Here is a 17,696-nt window from a genome sequence, read left to right as displayed (position 1 = left end):
TAAAGGGCGGGATTATAGCGTAAACATGCCGGGAATGACCCTACGGTTATCAGCGGCGTAAACATGACCCAAGGCCAGGACGCATGGCCAGGATCATCCGCGACCCGGCCGCCAGTAAATCCTGAGATTGCCATCGGCCCCCTGCCGGTAAATCGTGTACGGCAAGGCAACGGTGTCCAGTGCACCGGACAACGCCAGGTCCAGCAAAACCAGTGGTACAAGAAAACCCGTGGGGTCCGGCGGTGCATTCAGCACACAAAAATCGTAGGCCATCCCGCTGTAGATTCGCGGGATGGACTGGCAGTAGGTTTTTTGTTTGCGCAGGTCACGCGCCGCGTCTTCGTCATTTTGCAGGACGGTGACGGCGGTGCCGCAGCCAGATAGCGCCAGTGAGAATGTGCCGAGCAGAACAGCCGTTTTGATCGTCAAGATTTGCCCTCCATGAACGTCAGGCAAACTAGCATTGCGGCTATTCAGGGCACAGTTCATGGGGTCTGGGGATCATGTAGGACATTTCATAAGAACTTGTCCGCCTGATCTCCGGTGGCTGTGCCGGCCCCATCGCGAGCAGGCTCGCTCCCACAATTGAAGTACTGTGAACACAGATCCATTGTGGGAGTGAGCCTGCTCGCAATAGGACCGCAGGCCCGATTCAGGCAGCGCTGGAGATTTCTTTGGGCAGCCGCTGATCGATGACCTGATACAGCGCGCTGCTCTCAGGCCAATTGCGCATGAACCGCGCCCGGTCCCGCGCATACGCCGGGGCGAAGCTGGCGAGCGAGCCGTGCTGACGCATCGCGTCCAGATCGATCAGTGCCCAGCGATCTTCCTGCCAGAACAGGTTGTGGCCCTTGAAGTCGCCATGACTGATCCGCTCGCGAATCAGCTCTGCAAACAACTGATCCAGCGCCACCAGCTCTGCCTCGGGCGCTTCACCGCTTTCAACGTACGGCGCAAACCGTTCGATGATGTCCGGCCCCGGCAAATGCTCGGTCACCAGATACGCCCGGCTGCGCAACCAGAGAAAACGTTTTTCCAGCACGGCCAGCGGTTTCGGCGTGGCGATACCGAGGAATGCCAGCCGATTGCCTTCGCGCCATGAGTGCCAGGCACGGCTCGGGCGCCAGAAGCGCTTGAGCCAGTGGGCAAAGCCTTTGATGTTGTAGCGCTTGATTACCAGCGTCCGACCGTCCACCGCGACTTTTCCGACACTCGCCGCGCCGCCGGTCTTGTACAGATGGCCCTGATCGAGCAATGCATCGGCCTGCTCCAGCACCGGCAACATCGCTGTTTCTTCCTCGCGGCGAATCGCCCGCAACCCGAAGGCCCCGCGCTGCACACTGAACAGCGTGCATTCGCGTCCGACCTTGATCAGGAAGTCCTTGAGGCGCCAGCTGCGGACCTTGTCGATCTGTTTCTGCAACGCTTCCATGGGCAAGGCATGCTCGCCATTGCTCAGCAGGTAATAGACCAGCAATTCTTCGGTGAAAGGCTCCAGCGCCTTGGGCAACTGGGCGAAAAACACCCCGAGGTTTTCCAGGACTTTCTGCCGCGACAATGGCTGGCCGGGGGTTTCGCTACAGATCCCGGCGCCGTCGATCAGATACAGTCGACCGCCCTGGCGCAGCAGGTTGTCCAGGTGCAGGTCTTCCTGCCACAGCCCTTTGCGGTGCATCTGGCCGATCGCGCCCAACGCCTCGGCCAACACGGCCCCTTGCCCATCCGCGAGCACCGGCAAGTGCTCGACCTGTTTCCAGGTATCCCCCAGGCTCTCGGCGCCTTCAAGGAAATCGAACAGCAGCCAGCCGCCCTCGCCGTCCTTCAAGCCGTCGGCCAGCAGCTGCGGCGTGGTCAGACCTTGAGCGGCGAGCAAGCGCACACCGTCCAGTTCTCGCTGAAAATGCCGGGCCGCCTTGGTGCCGACCAACAACTTGGCCAGCACCGGACGGCCACGCCAGACACCGGCGCCGACATAACGCTGGCCCGGCAACACCCGCAACAGACTCAACAATTGCAACTCGGCAGGACCGGCGGCATCGGCCAGTGAAACGCTCAGCGGCAGAGCCGGGCTACGGCCGGTGTTTTTCAGTTCGGACAAACGCATCAGCGCGCCTCCTTGTGGCTGCGCCGCGCGGTCAGTCGCGCCAGCCAGCTGTCGATCAGCGAACTGTCCTGCGATTGATCCAGGTAAGCGGCCAGCAATTCACGTACCTGCGCATCGCTCCACTCGGGCGCCCGCCGCGTCAACGGCTCCAGATCCTTGACCCGGTCACGTCGGCCCCACAGCAGCGGCCGGGTTTTCTCCAGGTCGATCAATTGGGCCTGGTAACCGTCGCCCGTGGCCCGCAGAAAAATGTGTTTGGGATAGAAGCAGCCATGAACCTGACGCGCCGCGTGCAGGCGCCGAGCCAGCTCGCCACACGCCTGCAAAATCGCCGAGTGCTGCGCGCCACTTAACTCCGACCAGCGCTGCAACAGCGAATCCAGGTCATCCCAACCGTCCAGCGCACGGGTCAGCAGAATCGCCCGGACTTCGCCCTCGACTTTGCGCTCACCGAAGAACGCCGCTTTCAGCGCCGGAATGCCAAGCTTTTCATAACGACTGATGTTGCGAAATTCCCGGGCAAAACTGGGTTCGCCAAACGGCGCATGCAACGTGCGCATCTGGTAGTTGCTTTGCCGCTTGAGGTAGAAGCCGTGACCTTCAAGATCCAGCCGAAACACGCTGCTCCAGCCACCGCGCACGGTGTTGGGCTCATCCACAGCATCAAGCTGCCTGGCCCAAAGCGCATCGAAGTTGCCGAGGCCGTGGCGCTCCAGTAGCGCACGGTCTTCAGCAGCCAGAAAATCAGTCATTCGCGTCCCTCGAAAAATCTAACCACGTGCCGGATCCGTTTTTTGTCGGCGGCATTGAGTCGTGTCCGTTGGCTGTATTGCAGGTAAAAGCGCAGGCGTTGAGTCGCCGACAGCTGATACTTGGCGACCTTGTCCAGGCACGCCAGATCCTTGGTGATACGGTACTTGAGCCAGAAGCCGCGCCAGAAATTACCGTTGGGGCAATCGATCAGGAACAGCCGGGCCTGGTCGTCGATCAACAGGTTGCGCCACTTCAGATCGTTATGGGTGAAGCGGTGGTCGTGCATGGTCCGGGTGTAACCGGCCAATTGCCGACTGACATGATCGACCCAGGCGCGATCCGCCAGTTTTGGATCATGCCGTTCAGCCAGGATGGACAGGTCCACGGTTTGCGGCAGTTCAAGGGTAATCATCGCCCCGCGAGCGTACGCCGCACCGCGCCGCTCCAGGCCCCAGGCCACCACTTCAGCAGTGGGAATGCCCCATTTGGCGAAGCGCTTGAGGTTCTGCCACTCCATTTTCACCCGCGGCTTGCCCAGATAACGGCGCAAGCCCTTGCCCGCGCCGACGTAACGTTTGACGTAATAGTTGACGCCATTGCGATTGACGCGGATGACTTCGGACAACGGGTCGTGAGTCAGTCGCTCGCCCTTAAGCGCAAACACCGCTTCGAGGCTGCCGAAATCTTCTGCCAGCTCGCTATAAGCAGGTTCCAGTTTCCAGCCCGACATCAGAGCGCATCCCCGTATCGCTGTTTACGGTCGTAGAGTTTGTTGGCCTTGCCTTCCAGCCAGGCGAGCAGCCCCGCTTCTTCCGACAGAACCTGGCGCAGCGGTTGCTGGAAGTAGCCCTTGAGGAAACGCAATTTGTCGCGCTGGGTCAAGCCGATGTCCAGGGCCGAGAAGTACAGCGCCGCCAGATCCTTGTTACGCCAGCGCTGGGTAATCGTCGGGCGGGTCTGGGCGCGGTGCAGGTCGATCACCGAAAGTTTGAAATCCTCGGCGGTCACCGGTTTATCGGTGTGCAACAGGAAGTGGCAGATGTAGCAGTCGCGATGGTTGACCCCGGCGCGGTGCATCATGCCCGTCATGCGCGCGACTTCGGCGATCAGCGCGCGCTTGAGTTTGGGCTCCGGCGGTTGCTTGACCCAGTCGATACTGAAATCTTCGAGGCTGACGGTCGGCGCCAGCTCTTCGGTAACGATGAACGAATGCTGGTCCGCCGGGTTGCTGCCCTTTTCACCGTAGGCAACGGCGGTCATGGTCGGCACACCGACTTCCTGCAGGCGCTGAATGGCTTTCCACTCCTGGCCCGCACCGAGCACCGGCAGTTTGGCGGTCAGCAGGTTCTTGAAGATCTCACCCCAGCCAATGCCACGGTGGATCTTCACGAAAAAACCATGGCCGTTCACTTCGGTGCGCAAGGTCCGGCGCGCTTCCAGCTCGCGATAAACCTCGCCCTGCAAGCCTTCGACTTCGGCGAACGGGTCGCGCCCGGCCCAAAGGCTCTTGAACGGTTCAGCCAGCATCAACTTCATTTAGCGTGCTCCGCCAGAATCACATCGGCCGCGTGTTGCGGCATGCTGTAGAGGTCGGCCGTCTCGGCGAAAGCCAGACCGTTGCGGCTCCAGGCCGCCCGTGCTTGAGCGTCGTTCAACATGCTGGTCAGGTATTGCGTCAGTTGCGCCTGATCGAAGGGTTCATCCAGCACCAGGCCGGCGTCGGCCTCGGCGATGTAATGAGCGTAACCGCACACGGCGCTGACCAGTACCGGCAACCCGGCCACCAGGGCCTCGAGCAACACGGTCCCGGTGTTTTCGTTGTACGCCGGGTGGATCAACAGGTCAGCACCCAGCAGAAAACGCGGGATATCGCTGCGGCCCTTGAGGAACGTCACGTTATCACCGAGCCCCAAGGTGGCGCTCTGCACCTGGAATAACTTGGGGTCATCCTGGCCAATTACAAACAGCCGGGTGCGTTTCTTCAGGTCAGCGGGCAATGCGGCCAGTGCCTTGAGGCTGCGATCCACGCCCTTGGTCTTGAACCCGGAGCCGATCTGCACCAGCAACAACTCGTCGTCCTGCAAGTTGAATTCACGACGGAACCCGGCACGAATCTCAGCCGCATTCGGTGGCGCACGACGGTCCTGAGAAATGCCCGGCGGCAACAAATGGAAGCGTTCCAGCGGCGTGTCGTAATGCTTGATGAACAGCGGCTGCTGGACTTCGGAGATCATCAGCACTTCAGTCTTGGCGTCCTTGGCGAACACCGCACGCTCGTACTCGGCGAAGTGCCGGTAGCGGCCCCAACGACGGTACAGCGAGTTGCGCAGGTTCTGCGCCTTGTCTTCGAAGCAGCCGTCGGCGGCGTAGTAGACGTCCAGTCCTGGCATTTTGTTGAAACCGATCAGGCGGTCCACCGGACGCTTGGCCAGATCGGCCTCCATCCACTCGCTGAGTTTCTCGTTGCGACGATGATTGAAGAACGCCTTGACCGGCGCCACCAGCACTTCGAAACCCGGCGGGATATCGCCCTCCCAGATCAGCGTGTAGACACGAATCTGATGACCGCGCTGCTGGCATTCCAGGGCAATGCGCATGAAATCGCGCTGCAAGCCCCCGAACGGAAAGTACTTGTACAAGACGAATGCCAATTGCATCAGCGCAGCTCCTCAGCCAGTAACAACGTGCTCAGTCGGGTCGCGACACGCTCGGGATTCAAACGCGTGAAGCACAGTGGCGACTCGCGTTTCAGGTCAAACCGGCGGGCATCTTCGGCCGTCGGTTGATAGGTGCATTTCTTTTGCAGGCAGGGTGCGCAGGGGAAATCGCTGGCCATGTGAATCTGTGCCTTGCCATACGCGCCGGTCAGGCCAGGGTTGGTCGGACCGAACAGCGACAGCGTTGGCACATCGAGTGCGGCCGCGAGGTGACCGAGACCGGTGTCCACCGCCACGCACGCTTGCGCACCGGCCAGCACTTTGCCGATGCCCGCCAGGTTCAGCTTGGGCAGCACTTCCACGTGGCGCATGTCTTTGGCGATGCGTTCGGCCCGGGCCTTCTCGGCCGGATTGCCCCACGCCAGCTTCACGCCGACGCCCAGATAGCCAACGCGCTCGGCCAGTTCGCGCCAATAGGCTTCAGGCCAGTGTTTGGTGTCCCAGGTGGTGCCGTGCAGGAACAGCACGTAAGGATTCTTGCGCGGCAATTCCACCAGGCGCTCGACGTTCAGGCCGTAATCGCCCAGACCTTTTGGCAAGTCGTAACCCAGGGCGATGGCGAACAACTGACGCACTCGCTCCACCGCGTGTTGACCACGGGCGACCGCCAGGCGTCGATCATAGAAGCGCGCAGCAATCGGCTCTCGCGCCGAACCTTTATCCAGGCCCGCCACCGGCGCCTTGACGTAGCGGGTCAGCAACGCGCTTTTCAACAGGCCTTGCGCGTCAATCACCAGATCATATTTGGTGGCGCGAACGCTTTGCTTGAAGCGCTTCCACTCGCCACTTTTGATGGTTTGCCAGATGTTCTTGCGCCAGCGACGGATCGCCACCGGAATCACCTTGCCCACGGCCGGGTGCCAGGTCGGGATTTCGGCGAAACCTTCTTCCACCACCCAGTCGAACGTGATGCCGGGAATCGCCCGGGATGCGTCGGTCAACGCCGGCAACGCATGAATCACGTCGCCCAGCGAAGAAGTCTTGATCAGCAGAACCCGCAAACTATTTGACCTCGACCACAGTGCCCTGCAACCGCTGCAAGGCTTCGTTCACCGCTTGCGGCATCAGCTGGCGCAGGCAGTTGTAATGACCAAAGCGGCACGTGCGATCAAAGCACGGGCTGCATTCGATGCCCAGGCGCACGATCTCGACATGTTCGGCCAGCGGTGGCGTGAAGCCCGGCGACGTCGAGCCGTACACCGCCACCAACGGGCGGTTCAGTGCCGCCGCGACGTGCATCAGGCCGGAATCGTTGGACACCACCGAATCGGCGCAGGACATCAGGTCGATGGCCTCGGCCAGGGACGTGCCGCCGCTGAGGTTCACCGACTCTTCACGCAGGCCGGGAATCAGCCGCGCGCGAATGTCTTCGCCCACGGCGTGATCATTTTTCGAACCGAACAGCCAGACTTGCCAGCCTTCGCGAATCTTCGCTTCGGCGACCTGGGCGTAATGCTCGGACGGCCAGCGCTTGGACTCGCCAAACTCGGCACCAGGGCACAGCGCCAACACCGGACGGTCGAGGCTCAGGCCGAATTTGGCCAGCGCCGCTTCACGGGTGACCGGATCGATCTGCAAGCTCGGGCGCGGATACGGTTTCGGCAGATCAAGGCCGGGCTCGTACGCCAGCGCCATGAAGCGCTCGATCATCAGTGGGTAACGTTCTTTGTCCAGCGTGCGCACGTCATTGAGCAAGCCGTAGCGAAATTCGCCACGCCAGCCGGTGCGTTTCGGGATACCGGCGAAGAACGGCACCAGCGCCGACTTCAGGGAATTGGGCAGCAGGATCGCCTGGTCGTACTGACCGGCCAGGGATTTGCCGATGCGCCGACGCGTCGCCAGCTCCAGCGCGCCGTGGCCGAGCGGAAAGCTCAAGGCCTGGCGAACTTCGGGCATGCGCTCAAGAATCGGCCGGCTCCACTCGGGGGCCAGCACGTCGATTTCGCATTGCGGGTGGCGTTGCTTGAGACACTGAAACAGTGTCTGCGCCATCACCATGTCACCGACCCAACTGGGCCCAACGATCAGAATTTTCATGTGGTTTCCAAAAACGAACCGGGGAGGCATACGCCTCCCCGCCTCGAGAATTCTACAAAACACTGCAGATCTACTGTGGGAGTTTGCTCCCACATTGGGTATTGGTGCACATCCAGTGCGGTGCAGCTTAGCTGCCTCAATTTACAAAACAACGCAGATCTACTGTAGGAGCAAGCTTGCTCGCGATGAGGCCATCACATCCAGCATTGGTGGTGACTGACACTCCGCCATCGCGAGCAAGCTTGCTCCTACAGGGGTATTCGGTGCTGCCACTGTCCGGTTTCAGCTCAATCCCAGCTCGCGCCAGATCCGCAATACCTGCCGCCGTTCGTCCGCGAACTGGTCGCCCGGTATCACCCCGGCGTCCTTCTGCAAGGCCTGCCGGTGTGCGGCGGAGCGGTAGGCTTTATAGGCCTCGCGCAACAGGCTGGCGTCTTCGGCGGGCATCAGCCCTTCGTGTTCCAGCTCTTCCAGAATGCGGATATTGTCGGTCCAGCGCAGCAATGGCGGGTGTGTTTCGGACCACGCCAGAGCCGCGTATTGCACCATAAATTCAATATCGACGATACCTCCCGCGTCCTGCTTGAGATCGAACGGCGCCGTGGCTTCGAAGGCATTCGCCCCGGTGCCGGCCGCGGTGCTCTTGCTGCCAAGGTTATCGCGCATCTTCGCGCGCATCTCGCTGACCTCCTGACGCAAGGTCGGCAAATCCCGAACTTTGCCCAATATCGCCGCGCGAACCTTCTCGAACGCCTGGCCGACATCCTGACTGCCCACCAGCACCCGCGCCCGTACCAGCGCCTGATGCTCCCAGGTCCAGGCTTCGTTTTCCTGATAACGGGCAAACGCCCCGAGCGAACTCACCAGCAGGCCCGAAGCACCGGATGGTCGCAGGCGCATGTCCACCTCATACAGCTGACCGGAGTTGGTCTGGGCGGTGAGCAAGTGAATGATCCGCTGCCCCAGCCGGGTGAAAAATTGCGCACCGTCGATCGGTTTCGGCCCGTCGGTTTCTGCCTGCGGATCGCCATCGTGAATGAACACCAGGTCCAGGTCCGAACCATGCCCGAGTTCCAGACCGCCGACTTTCCCGTAACCGACAATGATGAAGCCGGGATCGCACAAGGTGCCATCGGTGCGCTGCGGCGTGCCGTACTTGGCCACGGTCTGGCGCCAGGCCAGGGCCAGCACTTGTTCGAGGATCGCTTCAGCGAGCCAGGTCAGGTAATCGCTGACTTTCATCAGCGGCAGGCTGCCGGCGATTTCCGACGCGGCGACGCGCAAACGGTGCGCCAGTTTGAAATGGCGCAGGGCTTCCATTTGTTGTTCGAGGTCATCCTCGGGGATTCGTGTCAGGCGCTCGCGCAACTCGGCGGCCAGTTCTGGCGCCAAGGGCGGCTTGAACAACCGGCCTTCGTTGAGCAATTCATCGAGCAGTAGCGGGAAGCGCGTGATCTGTTCAGCGATCCACGGGCTCGCGGCGCACAAGGTCAGCAAACGTCGCAGCGCGCCGGGATTTTCAGTCAGCAGCACCAGGTACGCGGAGCGTCGGGCCACTGCTTCGACCAGTGGCAGCACGCGCTCCAGCACCAGATCCGGGTTGGCGTGCTCGACCGCCTGGGCCAGCAACCGTGGAATGAACGCATCAAGGCGTTCGCGGCCCAAACGCTGCATCGCGCGCAATTGCGGGCTGCTGCGCAGGCTGGCCAAGGCTTTCAGCGCTTTGGTGGCATCGGCGAAACCGCCCTCTTCCAACTGACGGCAAGCGGCCTCTTCGTCCTGCGCCTCCTCCCACAATGGCAGCCATTCACCGCCGACCACCACTTCGCTTTCGGTGCCTTCCTCTTCATCAGGGTCGGCGATCACCTGGCCAAAGTGCCAGGCCACGCGACCGCGCCAATACATCAGCTGCTCATGGAAGGCGTCCCAATCGGCGAAGCCCAACATAAAGGCAATGCGCGCCTGATCCTGCGCCCCGTCCGGCAACATCTGCGTCTGGCGGTCGGCAATCGCCTGGATCGCGTGTTCGGTGTAACGCAGGAATTCGTAGCCTTCGCGCAGCTCGCTGACCACCGCCGGCGGCAGGTAACCCTGACCTTCCAGCGTGCTCAGTACTTTTAATAGAGGACGTTGTTGCAGGCTCAGGTCGCGACCACCGTGGATCAGCTGGAACGCCTGGGCGATAAACTCGACTTCGCGGATGCCGCCGGAGCCGAGCTTGATATTGTCGGCCATGCCCTTGCGCCGGACTTCCTGCTGAATCAGCTGCTTCATCGTGCGCAGCGCTTCGATGGCGGAGAAGTCCAGGTAACGCCGGTAAACGAACGGGCGCAGCATGTCTTGCAGCTGTGCGCCGGCCACTTGGTCGCCGGCCACCACCCGCGACTTGATCATCGCGTAGCGTTCCCAGTCACGGCCCTGATCCTGGTAATACTGCTCCAGCGCGTTGAAGCTCAACACCAGCGCACCCGACGAACCGTAAGGGCGCAGGCGCATGTCGACGCGGAACACAAAGCCGTCAACGGTCATCGGGTCCAGCGCCTTGATCACGCGCTGACCGAGGCGGATGAAAAATTCCTGATTATCCAGCGAGCGTTTCACGCCGACGGTTTCGCCACCCTCGGGGTAGGCGAAGATCAGGTCGATGTCCGACGACAGGTTCAGCTCGACCGCGCCAAGCTTGCCCATGCCGAGAATGACCATCTGCTGCGGCTCGCCGCTGCGTCGGCCGGTGGGCACGCCAAACTGCTGGCAATGCCGCGAGTACAACCACTGATAGGCCTGATCGATGCTCGCATCGGCCATGTCCGAGAGGTCGCGGCAGGTCTGGACCAGATCGGCTTGACGGGTCAGGTCGCGCCAGATGATCCGCACTTGATGGCGAGTGCGCTGGCGACGCAGGGCACGACCGAGCTCGTCTTCGGTTTCAGCCGCGTTCACCGCTGCCGCAATCTGCGCGCACAGTTCGCCGGGAGCATAGCCACGGTCCAGCTCACCGGACTGCACCAGCGCCAGCAACATCAAAGGGTCACGTGCGCTCTGTTCAATCACGAAGTCGCTGGCGGCGGTGACGCGGGCGAATTGCGCCCAGCGCTCAGGCGTCCAGGCGGACAGGCCTTGATCATCATCAAGAGCCTCGACGGCCGTACGGAACGACTGCTCGGCGCGGGTGACAAACGGCAGGAGAATGCCGGGCAGTTCAGCAAGCGTAGGGAGGCTCATGGTCTATCCTTGATCGGCGTGTAGGAGGCTGCATGTAGTGAATTTTCAAATTGCACTACCTGATCGACTGTCGAACAAAGGTTAGAAATAGCTGAAATTTCTTTATTTTTGGCAGGCAGCATCAAGCTTTCACCTTTTTCGGTTGGCAAAAGACCAACCTTAACGATTATTCTCACAACGTAGCCGGAGGCCACAAGCCGCTCATCTGTAGTTTTACTACTCGTATATACATTCGAATAGCTGAAATGCCCGATGATTTGTAGTAAAACTACACGCCGCCGAATCCTACCTCTCGGCAATCCAAGAATTTATATCGTCTGCCCACAAGGCCAGTCGCAAACTCAGGCAACCGATTCTGGAAGCCTTTCCGCCCTGGAGCAAGCCATGCAAGACCTCGATCCCGTCGAAACCCAGGAATGGCTGGACGCCCTGGAATCGGTTCTCGACAAAGAAGGCGAAGACCGTGCTCACTATCTGATGACCCGTATGGGTGAACTCGCAACCCGCAGCGGTTCGCAATTGCCTTACGCCATCACCACGCCATACCGCAACACCATTCCCGTTACCCACGAAGCACGCATGCCTGGCGACCTGTTCATGGAACGCCGCATTCGCTCGCTGGTACGCTGGAACGCGATGGCCATGGTGATGCGCACGAACCTGAAAGATTCTGACCTGGGCGGTCACATCTCCAGCTTCGCCTCCAGCGCAACCCTGTACGACATCGGCTTCAACTATTTCTTCCAGGCCCCGACCGACGAACACGGCGGCGACCTGATCTACTTCCAGGGCCACACCTCGCCAGGCGTTTACGCCCGTGCGTTCATGGAAGGCCGCATCACCGAAGACCAGATGAACAACTTCCGCCAGGAAGTGGACGGTCAGGGCCTGTCGTCCTACCCGCACCCTTGGCTGATGCCTGATTTCTGGCAGTTCCCGACTGTATCCATGGGTCTGGGCCCGATCCAGGCGATCTACCAGGCGCGCTTCATGAAGTACCTGGAAGCCCGTGGTTTCATTCCGGAAGGCAAGCAGAAAGTCTGGTGCTTCCTGGGCGACGGCGAGTGCGACGAGCCGGAATCCCTGGGCGCGATCTCGCTGGCTGGCCGCGAGAAGCTCGACAACCTGATCTTCGTCATCAACTGCAACCTGCAGCGCCTCGACGGCCCGGTTCGCGGCAACGGCAAGATCATCCAGGAACTCGAAGGCGTGTTCCGCGGTGCTCAGTGGAACGTGACCAAAGTCATCTGGGGCCGTTTCTGGGACCCACTGCTGGCCAAAGACGTCGACGGCATCCTGCAACGTCGCATGGACGAAGTCATCGACGGCGAGTACCAGAACTACAAAGCCAAAGACGGCGCGTTCGTGCGTGAACACTTCTTCAACACGCCAGAACTCAAGGCGATGGTTGCAGACCTGTCCGACGACGAGATCTGGAAACTCAACCGTGGCGGCCACGACCCGTACAAGGTCTACGCGGCGTACCACGAAGCGGTCAACCACAAAGAACAACCGACCGTCATCCTGGCCAAGACCATCAAAGGTTATGGCACCGGTGCCGGCGAAGCGAAAAACACTGCGCACAACACCAAGAAAGTCGACGTCGACAGCCTGAAGTTGTTCCGTGATCGTTTCGACATCCCGGTCAAAGACGACGAGCTGGAAAACCTGCCGTTCTTCAAGCCAGAACCAAACAGCGCCGAAGCCCGCTACCTGAGCGAGCGCCGCACTGCACTGGGCGGCTTCGTGCCACAGCGCCGCGCGCAGAGCTTCAGCGTACCGACGCCATCGCTGGATACGCTCAAGGCGATCCTCGACGGCTCGGGCGACCGTGAAATTTCCACCACCATGGCCTTCGTGCGGATCCTCGCGCAGCTGGTCAAGGACAAGGAAATCGGCCCGCGCATCGTTCCGATCATCCCCGACGAAGCCCGTACCTTCGGTATGGAAGGCATGTTCCGTCAGTTGGGCATCTACTCGTCCGTCGGCCAGCTCTACGAGCCAGTCGATAAAGACCAGGTGATGTTCTACAAGGAAGACAAAAAGGGCCAGATCCTCGAAGAAGGCATAAACGAAGCGGGCGCCATGAGCTCCTTCATCGCTGCCGGTACTTCGTACTCCAGCCACAACCAGCCAATGCTGCCGTTCTACATCTTCTACTCGATGTTCGGCTTCCAGCGTATCGGCGACCTGGCCTGGGCTGCCGGCGACAGCCGTACCCGTGGCTTCCTGATCGGCGGCACTGCCGGCCGGACCACGCTGAACGGCGAAGGCCTGCAACACGAAGACGGTCACAGCCACATCCTGGCTGCCACCATCCCGAACTGCCGCACCTATGATCCAACCTACGGCTACGAGCTGGCGGTGATCATTCAGGACGGCATGAAGAAGATGACCGAAGAGCAGCAGGACGTTTTCTACTACATCACCGTGATGAACGAGTCCTACCAGCAGCCAGCCATGCCGGCCGGTGTCGAGGAAGGCATCATCAAGGGCATGTACCTGCTCGAAGAAGACACCCGCGAAGCGGCGCACCACGTTCAGCTGATGGGCTCCGGCACCATCCTGCGTGAAGTCCGTGAAGCGGCGAAGATCCTGCGCGAGCAGTTCAACGTTGGCGCCGACGTGTGGAGCGTTACCAGCTTCAACGAACTGCGTCGCGATGGCCTGGCCGTCGAGCGCACCAACCGTCTGCACCCTGGCCAGAAGCCTAAACTGAGCTACGTCGAAGAGTGCCTGAACGGCCGTCAAGGTCCGGTCATCGCGTCTACCGACTACATGAAGCTGTTCGCTGAGCAAATTCGTCAGTGGGTCCCGTCCAAGGAATTCAAAGTCCTGGGCACCGACGGTTTCGGCCGCAGTGACAGCCGCAAGAAGCTGCGTCACTTCTTCGAAGTCGATCGTCATTTCGTGGTGTTGGCAGCCCTGGAAGCACTGGCTGACCGTGGTGACATCGAACCTAAAGTGGTGGCTGAAGCCATCGCCAAGTTCGGTATCAACCCGGAAAAACGCAACCCACTGGACTGCTGAGGAGAGATTCTGTGAGCGAACTCATTCGCGTACCTGACATCGGCAGCGGTGAAGGTGAAGTAATTGAACTGTTTGTGAAGGTCGGCGACCGTATCGAAGCCGACCAGAGCATCCTGACACTTGAGTCGGACAAGGCGAGCATGGAAGTGCCTGCGCCGAAGGCCGGTATCATCAAGAGCCTGAAAGTGAAGCTGGGCGACCGCCTGAAAGAAGGCGACGAACTGCTGGAGCTGGAAGTCGAAGGTGCCGCTGCTGCGGCTCCTGCTGCTGCCGCGCCTGCTGCCAAAGCCGCAGAGAAACCGGCCGCTGCTCCAGCGCCGGCCGCTCCTACTGCTGCGCCAGCTGCCGCTTCGGTTCAGCAAGTGCACGTGCCGGACATCGGTTCGGCAGGCAAGGCCCAGATCATCGAGATCCAGGTCAAGGTCGGCGACACCGTCGAGGCTGATCAGTCGCTGATCACCCTGGAATCCGACAAGGCGAGCATGGAAATCCCATCGCCTGCCGCTGGCGTGATCAAAGCCATCAGCGTCAAGCTCAACGACGAAGTCGGCACCGGCGACCTGATTCTGGACCTGGAAGTGGCAGGTGCTGCGGTACCGGCTGCGGCCGCGCCAGCTCAGGCGGCGGCTCCTGCCGCTGCACCTGCGCCAGCCGCTGCCGCCCCGGCCGCACCGGTTGCCGACAGCGTTCAGGACATTCACGTCCCGGACATCGGTTCGGCGGGCAAGGCCAAGATCATCGAAGTATTGGTCAAGGCCGGTGACACCGTCGCCGCCGACCAGTCGCTGATCACCCTGGAATCCGACAAGGCGAGCATGGAAATCCCATCGCCTGCCGCTGGCGTGGTGGAAAGCATTTCCATCAAGCTGGATGACGAAGTCGGTACCGGCGACCTGATCCTGAAGCTGAAAGTCAAAGGCGCTGCGCCTGCTGCTGCCCCGGCTGCGGCGTCGGCTCCAGCCGCTGCGGCACCGAGCGCTCCTGCGCCAGCCGCCGCTGCTCCTGCTGCTCCAGCACCTGCGGCGGCTCCGGCCAAGTCGGGCGCCAAGGTTCACGCAGGCCCTGCAGTACGCCAACTGGCCCGCGAATTCGGCGTCGAGCTGAGCGCGGTCAGCCCAAGCGGCCCGCACGGTCGTGTGCTGAAAGAAGACGTTCAGGTTTACGTCAAAGCCATGATGCAGAAGGCCAAGGAAGCACCGGCCGCTGCTGCTGGCGCAACCGGCGGCGCGGGCATCCCGCCGATTCCGGTCGTGGACTTCAGCCGCTTCGGTGAAACCGAAGAAGTGCCGATGACTCGCCTGATGCAAATCGGCGCGTCGAGCCTGCACCGCAGCTGGTTGAACATCCCGCACGTGACTCAGTTCGATTCGGCTGATATCACCGAGCTGGAAGCGTTCCGTATCGCTCAGAAAGCCGTTGCAGAGAAGGCCGGCGTCAAGCTGACCATCCTGCCGCTGCTGCTCAAATCCTGCGCGCACATGCTCAAGGAACTGCCGGACTTCAACAGTTCGCTGGCACCAAGCGGCAAGGCGATCATCCGCAAGAAGTACGTGAACATCGGCTTCGCCGTCGACACCCCTGAAGGCCTGCTGGTTCCGGTCATCAAGAACGTCGACCAGAAGAGCCTGTTGCAACTGGCAGCCGAAGCCGCTGCGCTGGCTGCCAAAGCCCGCGACAAGAAGCTCACCGCTGACGACATGCAAGGCGCCTGCTTCACCATTTCCAGCCTCGGCCACATTGGCGGCACCGGCTTCACGCCGATCGTCAACGCGCCGGAAGTGGCGATCCTCGGTGTTTCCAAGGCAACCATCCAGCCAGTCTGGGACGGCAAAGCCTTCCAGCCGAAACTGATGCTGCCGCTGTCGCTGTCCTACGATCACCGTGTGATCAACGGCGCCGCTGCTGCACGCTTCACCCAGCGTCTGAGCAGCCTGCTGGCGGACATCCGCACCATCTTGCTGTAACACCGGCCGGCCCTCCTTCACCGGAGGGCCGTTCGCGTTTCACGTTTTCCGAGCGCCACGCTCGTACCTCAACCCCGCCAATTTGGCGGGGCTTTTTTTGACTTGAAGAAAGTCACTTTCCTACGTTAGTGGTTGAGTTAGCCCACAACTCGAATCCACTTCGGCACGATATTTTTTGCCGGCCTCCCACTAGGCTTGGTTATACAAATGACTAACTAAAGGTTTAGTCGGCTTACTTATTTAGTTAATACCCCTTCGAATGGATTCGAATATGTTTAAACCTACAGTCGGCCCGATTATTGGCCACACTACAACTCAACACGCCCGTATCTTTTTACGTGGCGAGTTACAAGAAGACACTTTGGTGTTTGGTGGAATTCGTTATCGACGCAGCGGTGATACGCCGTGGTCCAAAGCAATATTCAAACAGCTGACAAGCACGCGAGACATGTGTGACGTCTTTGCCCTCAACGATCTCGCCACCGATACCGAGTACGAATACCAGGCAGGCTGGTTCAGCCCCATGAGCCCCGTGCACACCGTGGAGACGGTTCAGGAACTGCCGCTGCAATGGCCCAGGCATGTCTACCGTTTCAGCACCCAGTCCGACAATCCCGCAGCGCCACGGGCTTACATCGTCGGGTCATGCCGTTACCTGCGGATGACAGTCGGCGCACCTTCGTTCCCGCATCTGGGCGACCGGATCTTTGCCTCCATCACCAACCTGGCGCAGCGCGCCGAAACGCCCATCAGCGCCCTGTTGATGACTGGCGACCAAGTCTATATCGACGACTTGAACATCATCGCCCCTGATCGGGAATACAAAGAAATACTCAGCAAGTACCGCATGGCTTTTTCCCAGCCGCACATTTCAAAGTTGATGTCCGGCACGCCGACTTACATGATCCTCGACGACCATGAAATCGAAGACAACTGGCCCACCAATAAAAACAAAAACGATGACTTTCTCTATAACAATGCCATCGCCGCTTATGAGTTATATCAAGCCAGCCATAGCCCGGCCCATGAGTTGCTTGAAGATGGAAACATCCGTTACCCCCTGAAACGCTATTGGTATCAATTCACCAACGGGGATATCGAATGGTTTGTCACTGACAGCCGGACCCGACGCAACCTGTCGGCCGGCGACCGGCGCATTCTCGACGAAGAGCAGGAGCAGGCCCTGTGCGAATGGCTGATCCACAGCCCGGCCCGGGTCAAATTCGTGGTCACCAGCGTGATGTTCTACCCCGACCGAAAACGCCTGGGCGATGACGCCTGGAAAGCCTTTCCGGAGCAACGACTACGGCTGCTGGAGACCATTCGTACACGCCGCATCAAGAACGTGTTCTTCGTGTCCGGTGATGTGCACGGCTCCCTGACCAGTCGATTGACCCACAGCGAAGACCCGGACTTCGAGGTGCACACCATCGTCTCCTCGCCGCTGTGCAACAGCAAATTGCTGCCCTACGCCAAAGCCTCCACCTTCATCCTTGATCAGCCATTGGTGCGGACTGCCGCCGGAGATTATCGGCATGAACTGACCAGCCAGGTCATCAGCCAGGACAATTTCGCGCACCTGATCGTTGAGCCAGAACAGATCCGCGTCAGTTATCACGACCGCGATGGCAAACTTTTACAGTCGACGAGCATTACGTTGCGGTGATGCCAAAAACATCGCCAGCAAGCCGGCTCCTACAGGATTTACGCGATCCCCTGTAGGAGCCAGCTTGCTGGCGATGGCGGCCTCAAATTTTGCGCCGCCCTTCAGACCGCCATCGCTGGCAAGCCAGGCTCCTACAGGTCCGGCGTCGCCCCGCAGATCGAGAATTCCCCCGCCTCCCCCCTGTAGGAGCCAGCTTGCTGGCG

General features: G+C 60.5%; 14 protein-coding genes. 3 read left to right on the top strand and 11 right to left on the bottom strand.

Annotated elements, in window-relative coordinates; all coding sequences use genetic code 11:
- Positions 1–93: 93 nt before the first annotated feature.
- The 10 genes from KGA97_RS05230 to KGA97_RS05185 all read right to left on the bottom strand — a co-directional run bounded on the left by KGA97_RS05230 (position 94) and on the right by KGA97_RS05185 (position 11,027).
- Positions 94–429 (bottom strand): YceK/YidQ family lipoprotein, encoded by a 336-nt coding sequence (locus KGA97_RS05230; RefSeq protein ID WP_192226902.1) that lies wholly within the window; start codon positions 427–429, stop codon positions 94–96.
- Between the two features lie 223 nt (positions 430–652).
- Positions 653–2,104, bottom strand: coding sequence for a lipopolysaccharide kinase InaA family protein (locus KGA97_RS05225; RefSeq protein ID WP_223480329.1), 1,452 nt, complete (start codon positions 2,102–2,104; stop codon positions 653–655).
- The gene (locus KGA97_RS05220) at positions 2,104–2,856 is read right to left on the bottom strand and encodes a lipopolysaccharide kinase InaA family protein (protein WP_008040359.1); all 753 of its coding nucleotides are present in this window, start codon (positions 2,854–2,856) and stop codon (positions 2,104–2,106) included. Before KGA97_RS05220 ends, KGA97_RS05225 begins: the two co-directional genes overlap by 1 nt.
- Complete coding sequence (locus KGA97_RS05215; RefSeq protein WP_008040356.1) at positions 2,853–3,587, bottom strand: lipopolysaccharide kinase InaA family protein; 735 nt, start codon at positions 3,585–3,587, stop codon at positions 2,853–2,855. Before KGA97_RS05215 ends, KGA97_RS05220 begins: the two co-directional genes overlap by 4 nt.
- Positions 3,587–4,393, bottom strand: a complete 807-nt coding sequence (gene rfaP / locus KGA97_RS05210; RefSeq protein WP_223480328.1) for a lipopolysaccharide core heptose(I) kinase RfaP — start codon at positions 4,391–4,393, stop codon at positions 3,587–3,589. The genes KGA97_RS05215 and rfaP overlap by 1 nt, the downstream gene beginning before the upstream one ends.
- Entirely contained in the window at positions 4,390–5,514 is a 1,125-nt protein-coding gene (locus KGA97_RS05205) for a glycosyltransferase family 4 protein (RefSeq protein ID WP_008027854.1), read from the bottom strand. Before KGA97_RS05205 ends, rfaP begins: the two co-directional genes overlap by 4 nt.
- Positions 5,514–6,575: a lipopolysaccharide heptosyltransferase I gene (gene waaC / locus KGA97_RS05200; RefSeq protein ID WP_008027853.1), complete on the bottom strand. Its 1,062-nt coding sequence runs from the start codon at positions 6,573–6,575 to the stop codon at positions 5,514–5,516. Before waaC ends, KGA97_RS05205 begins: the two co-directional genes overlap by 1 nt.
- 1 nt (position 6,576) lies before the next feature.
- Positions 6,577–7,611 carry a lipopolysaccharide heptosyltransferase II gene (waaF, locus tag KGA97_RS05195; protein ID WP_008040346.1) on the bottom strand — a complete coding sequence of 345 codons (1,035 nt, stop codon included), beginning with the start codon at positions 7,609–7,611 and terminating at the stop codon, positions 6,577–6,579.
- Between the two features lie 282 nt (positions 7,612–7,893).
- On the bottom strand, positions 7,894–10,833 hold the full coding sequence (glnE, locus tag KGA97_RS05190; RefSeq protein ID WP_223480327.1) for a bifunctional [glutamate--ammonia ligase]-adenylyl-L-tyrosine phosphorylase/[glutamate--ammonia-ligase] adenylyltransferase: 2,940 nt from the start codon (positions 10,831–10,833) through the stop codon (positions 7,894–7,896).
- A complete protein-coding gene (locus tag KGA97_RS05185; RefSeq protein WP_157214357.1) occupies positions 10,830–11,027 on the bottom strand; it encodes a hypothetical protein in 198 nt (65 codons plus the stop codon). The genes glnE and KGA97_RS05185 overlap by 4 nt, the downstream gene beginning before the upstream one ends.
- A 190-nt stretch (positions 11,028–11,217) precedes the next feature.
- Here KGA97_RS05185 and aceE point away from each other — a divergent pair, with 190 nt between their 5' ends.
- The 3 genes from aceE to KGA97_RS05170 all read left to right on the top strand — a co-directional run bounded on the left by aceE (position 11,218) and on the right by KGA97_RS05170 (position 17,493).
- Positions 11,218–13,863, top strand: coding sequence for a pyruvate dehydrogenase (acetyl-transferring), homodimeric type (gene aceE / locus KGA97_RS05180; RefSeq protein ID WP_008027850.1), 2,646 nt, complete (start codon positions 11,218–11,220; stop codon positions 13,861–13,863).
- Positions 13,864–13,874: 11 nt separating this feature from the next.
- On the top strand, positions 13,875–15,827 hold the full coding sequence (gene aceF / locus KGA97_RS05175; protein ID WP_223480326.1) for a dihydrolipoyllysine-residue acetyltransferase: 1,953 nt from the start codon (positions 13,875–13,877) through the stop codon (positions 15,825–15,827).
- Positions 15,828–16,098: 271 nt separating this feature from the next.
- Positions 16,099–17,493 (top strand): alkaline phosphatase D family protein, encoded by a 1,395-nt coding sequence (locus KGA97_RS05170; protein WP_223480325.1) that lies wholly within the window; start codon positions 16,099–16,101, stop codon positions 17,491–17,493.
- On the opposite strand, the gene KGA97_RS05165 is transcribed toward KGA97_RS05170, so the two are convergent.
- Positions 17,464–17,696: hypothetical protein (locus KGA97_RS05165; protein WP_223480324.1), on the bottom strand; the 233-nt coding region annotated here is incomplete at its 5' end. The two genes, KGA97_RS05170 and KGA97_RS05165, sit on opposite strands and share 30 nt — an antisense overlap.

This window comes from Pseudomonas sp. BF-B-15 (assembly GCF_019946675.1).
Classification (GTDB): Bacteria; Pseudomonadota; Gammaproteobacteria; order Pseudomonadales; family Pseudomonadaceae; genus Aquipseudomonas; species Aquipseudomonas migulae.
Note: the sequence above shows the minus strand (reverse complement) of the source record. Positions and strands in the feature narration are given on the sequence as shown.

Excerpts from the sequence above, each read along its gene's own strand:
- KGA97_RS05225 (WP_223480329.1), bottom strand. The coding sequence starts at position 2,104 with ATGCGTTTGTCCGAACTGAAAAACACCGGCCGTAGCCCGGCTCTGCCG.
- KGA97_RS05220 (WP_008040359.1), bottom strand. The coding sequence starts at position 2,856 with ATGACTGATTTTCTGGCTGCTGAAGACCGTGCGCTACTGGAGCGCCAC.
- KGA97_RS05215 (WP_008040356.1), bottom strand. The coding sequence starts at position 3,587 with ATGTCGGGCTGGAAACTGGAACCTGCTTATAGCGAGCTGGCAGAAGAT.
- rfaP (WP_223480328.1), bottom strand. The coding sequence starts at position 4,393 with ATGAAGTTGATGCTGGCTGAACCGTTCAAGAGCCTTTGGGCCGGGCGC.
- KGA97_RS05205 (WP_008027854.1), bottom strand. The coding sequence starts at position 5,514 with ATGCAATTGGCATTCGTCTTGTACAAGTACTTTCCGTTCGGGGGCTTG.
- waaF (WP_008040346.1), bottom strand. The coding sequence starts at position 7,611 with ATGAAAATTCTGATCGTTGGGCCCAGTTGGGTCGGTGACATGGTGATG.
- glnE (WP_223480327.1), bottom strand. The coding sequence starts at position 10,833 with ATGAGCCTCCCTACGCTTGCTGAACTGCCCGGCATTCTCCTGCCGTTT.
- aceE (WP_008027850.1), top strand. The coding sequence starts at position 11,218 with ATGCAAGACCTCGATCCCGTCGAAACCCAGGAATGGCTGGACGCCCTG.
- KGA97_RS05170 (WP_223480325.1), top strand. The coding sequence starts at position 16,099 with ATGTTTAAACCTACAGTCGGCCCGATTATTGGCCACACTACAACTCAA.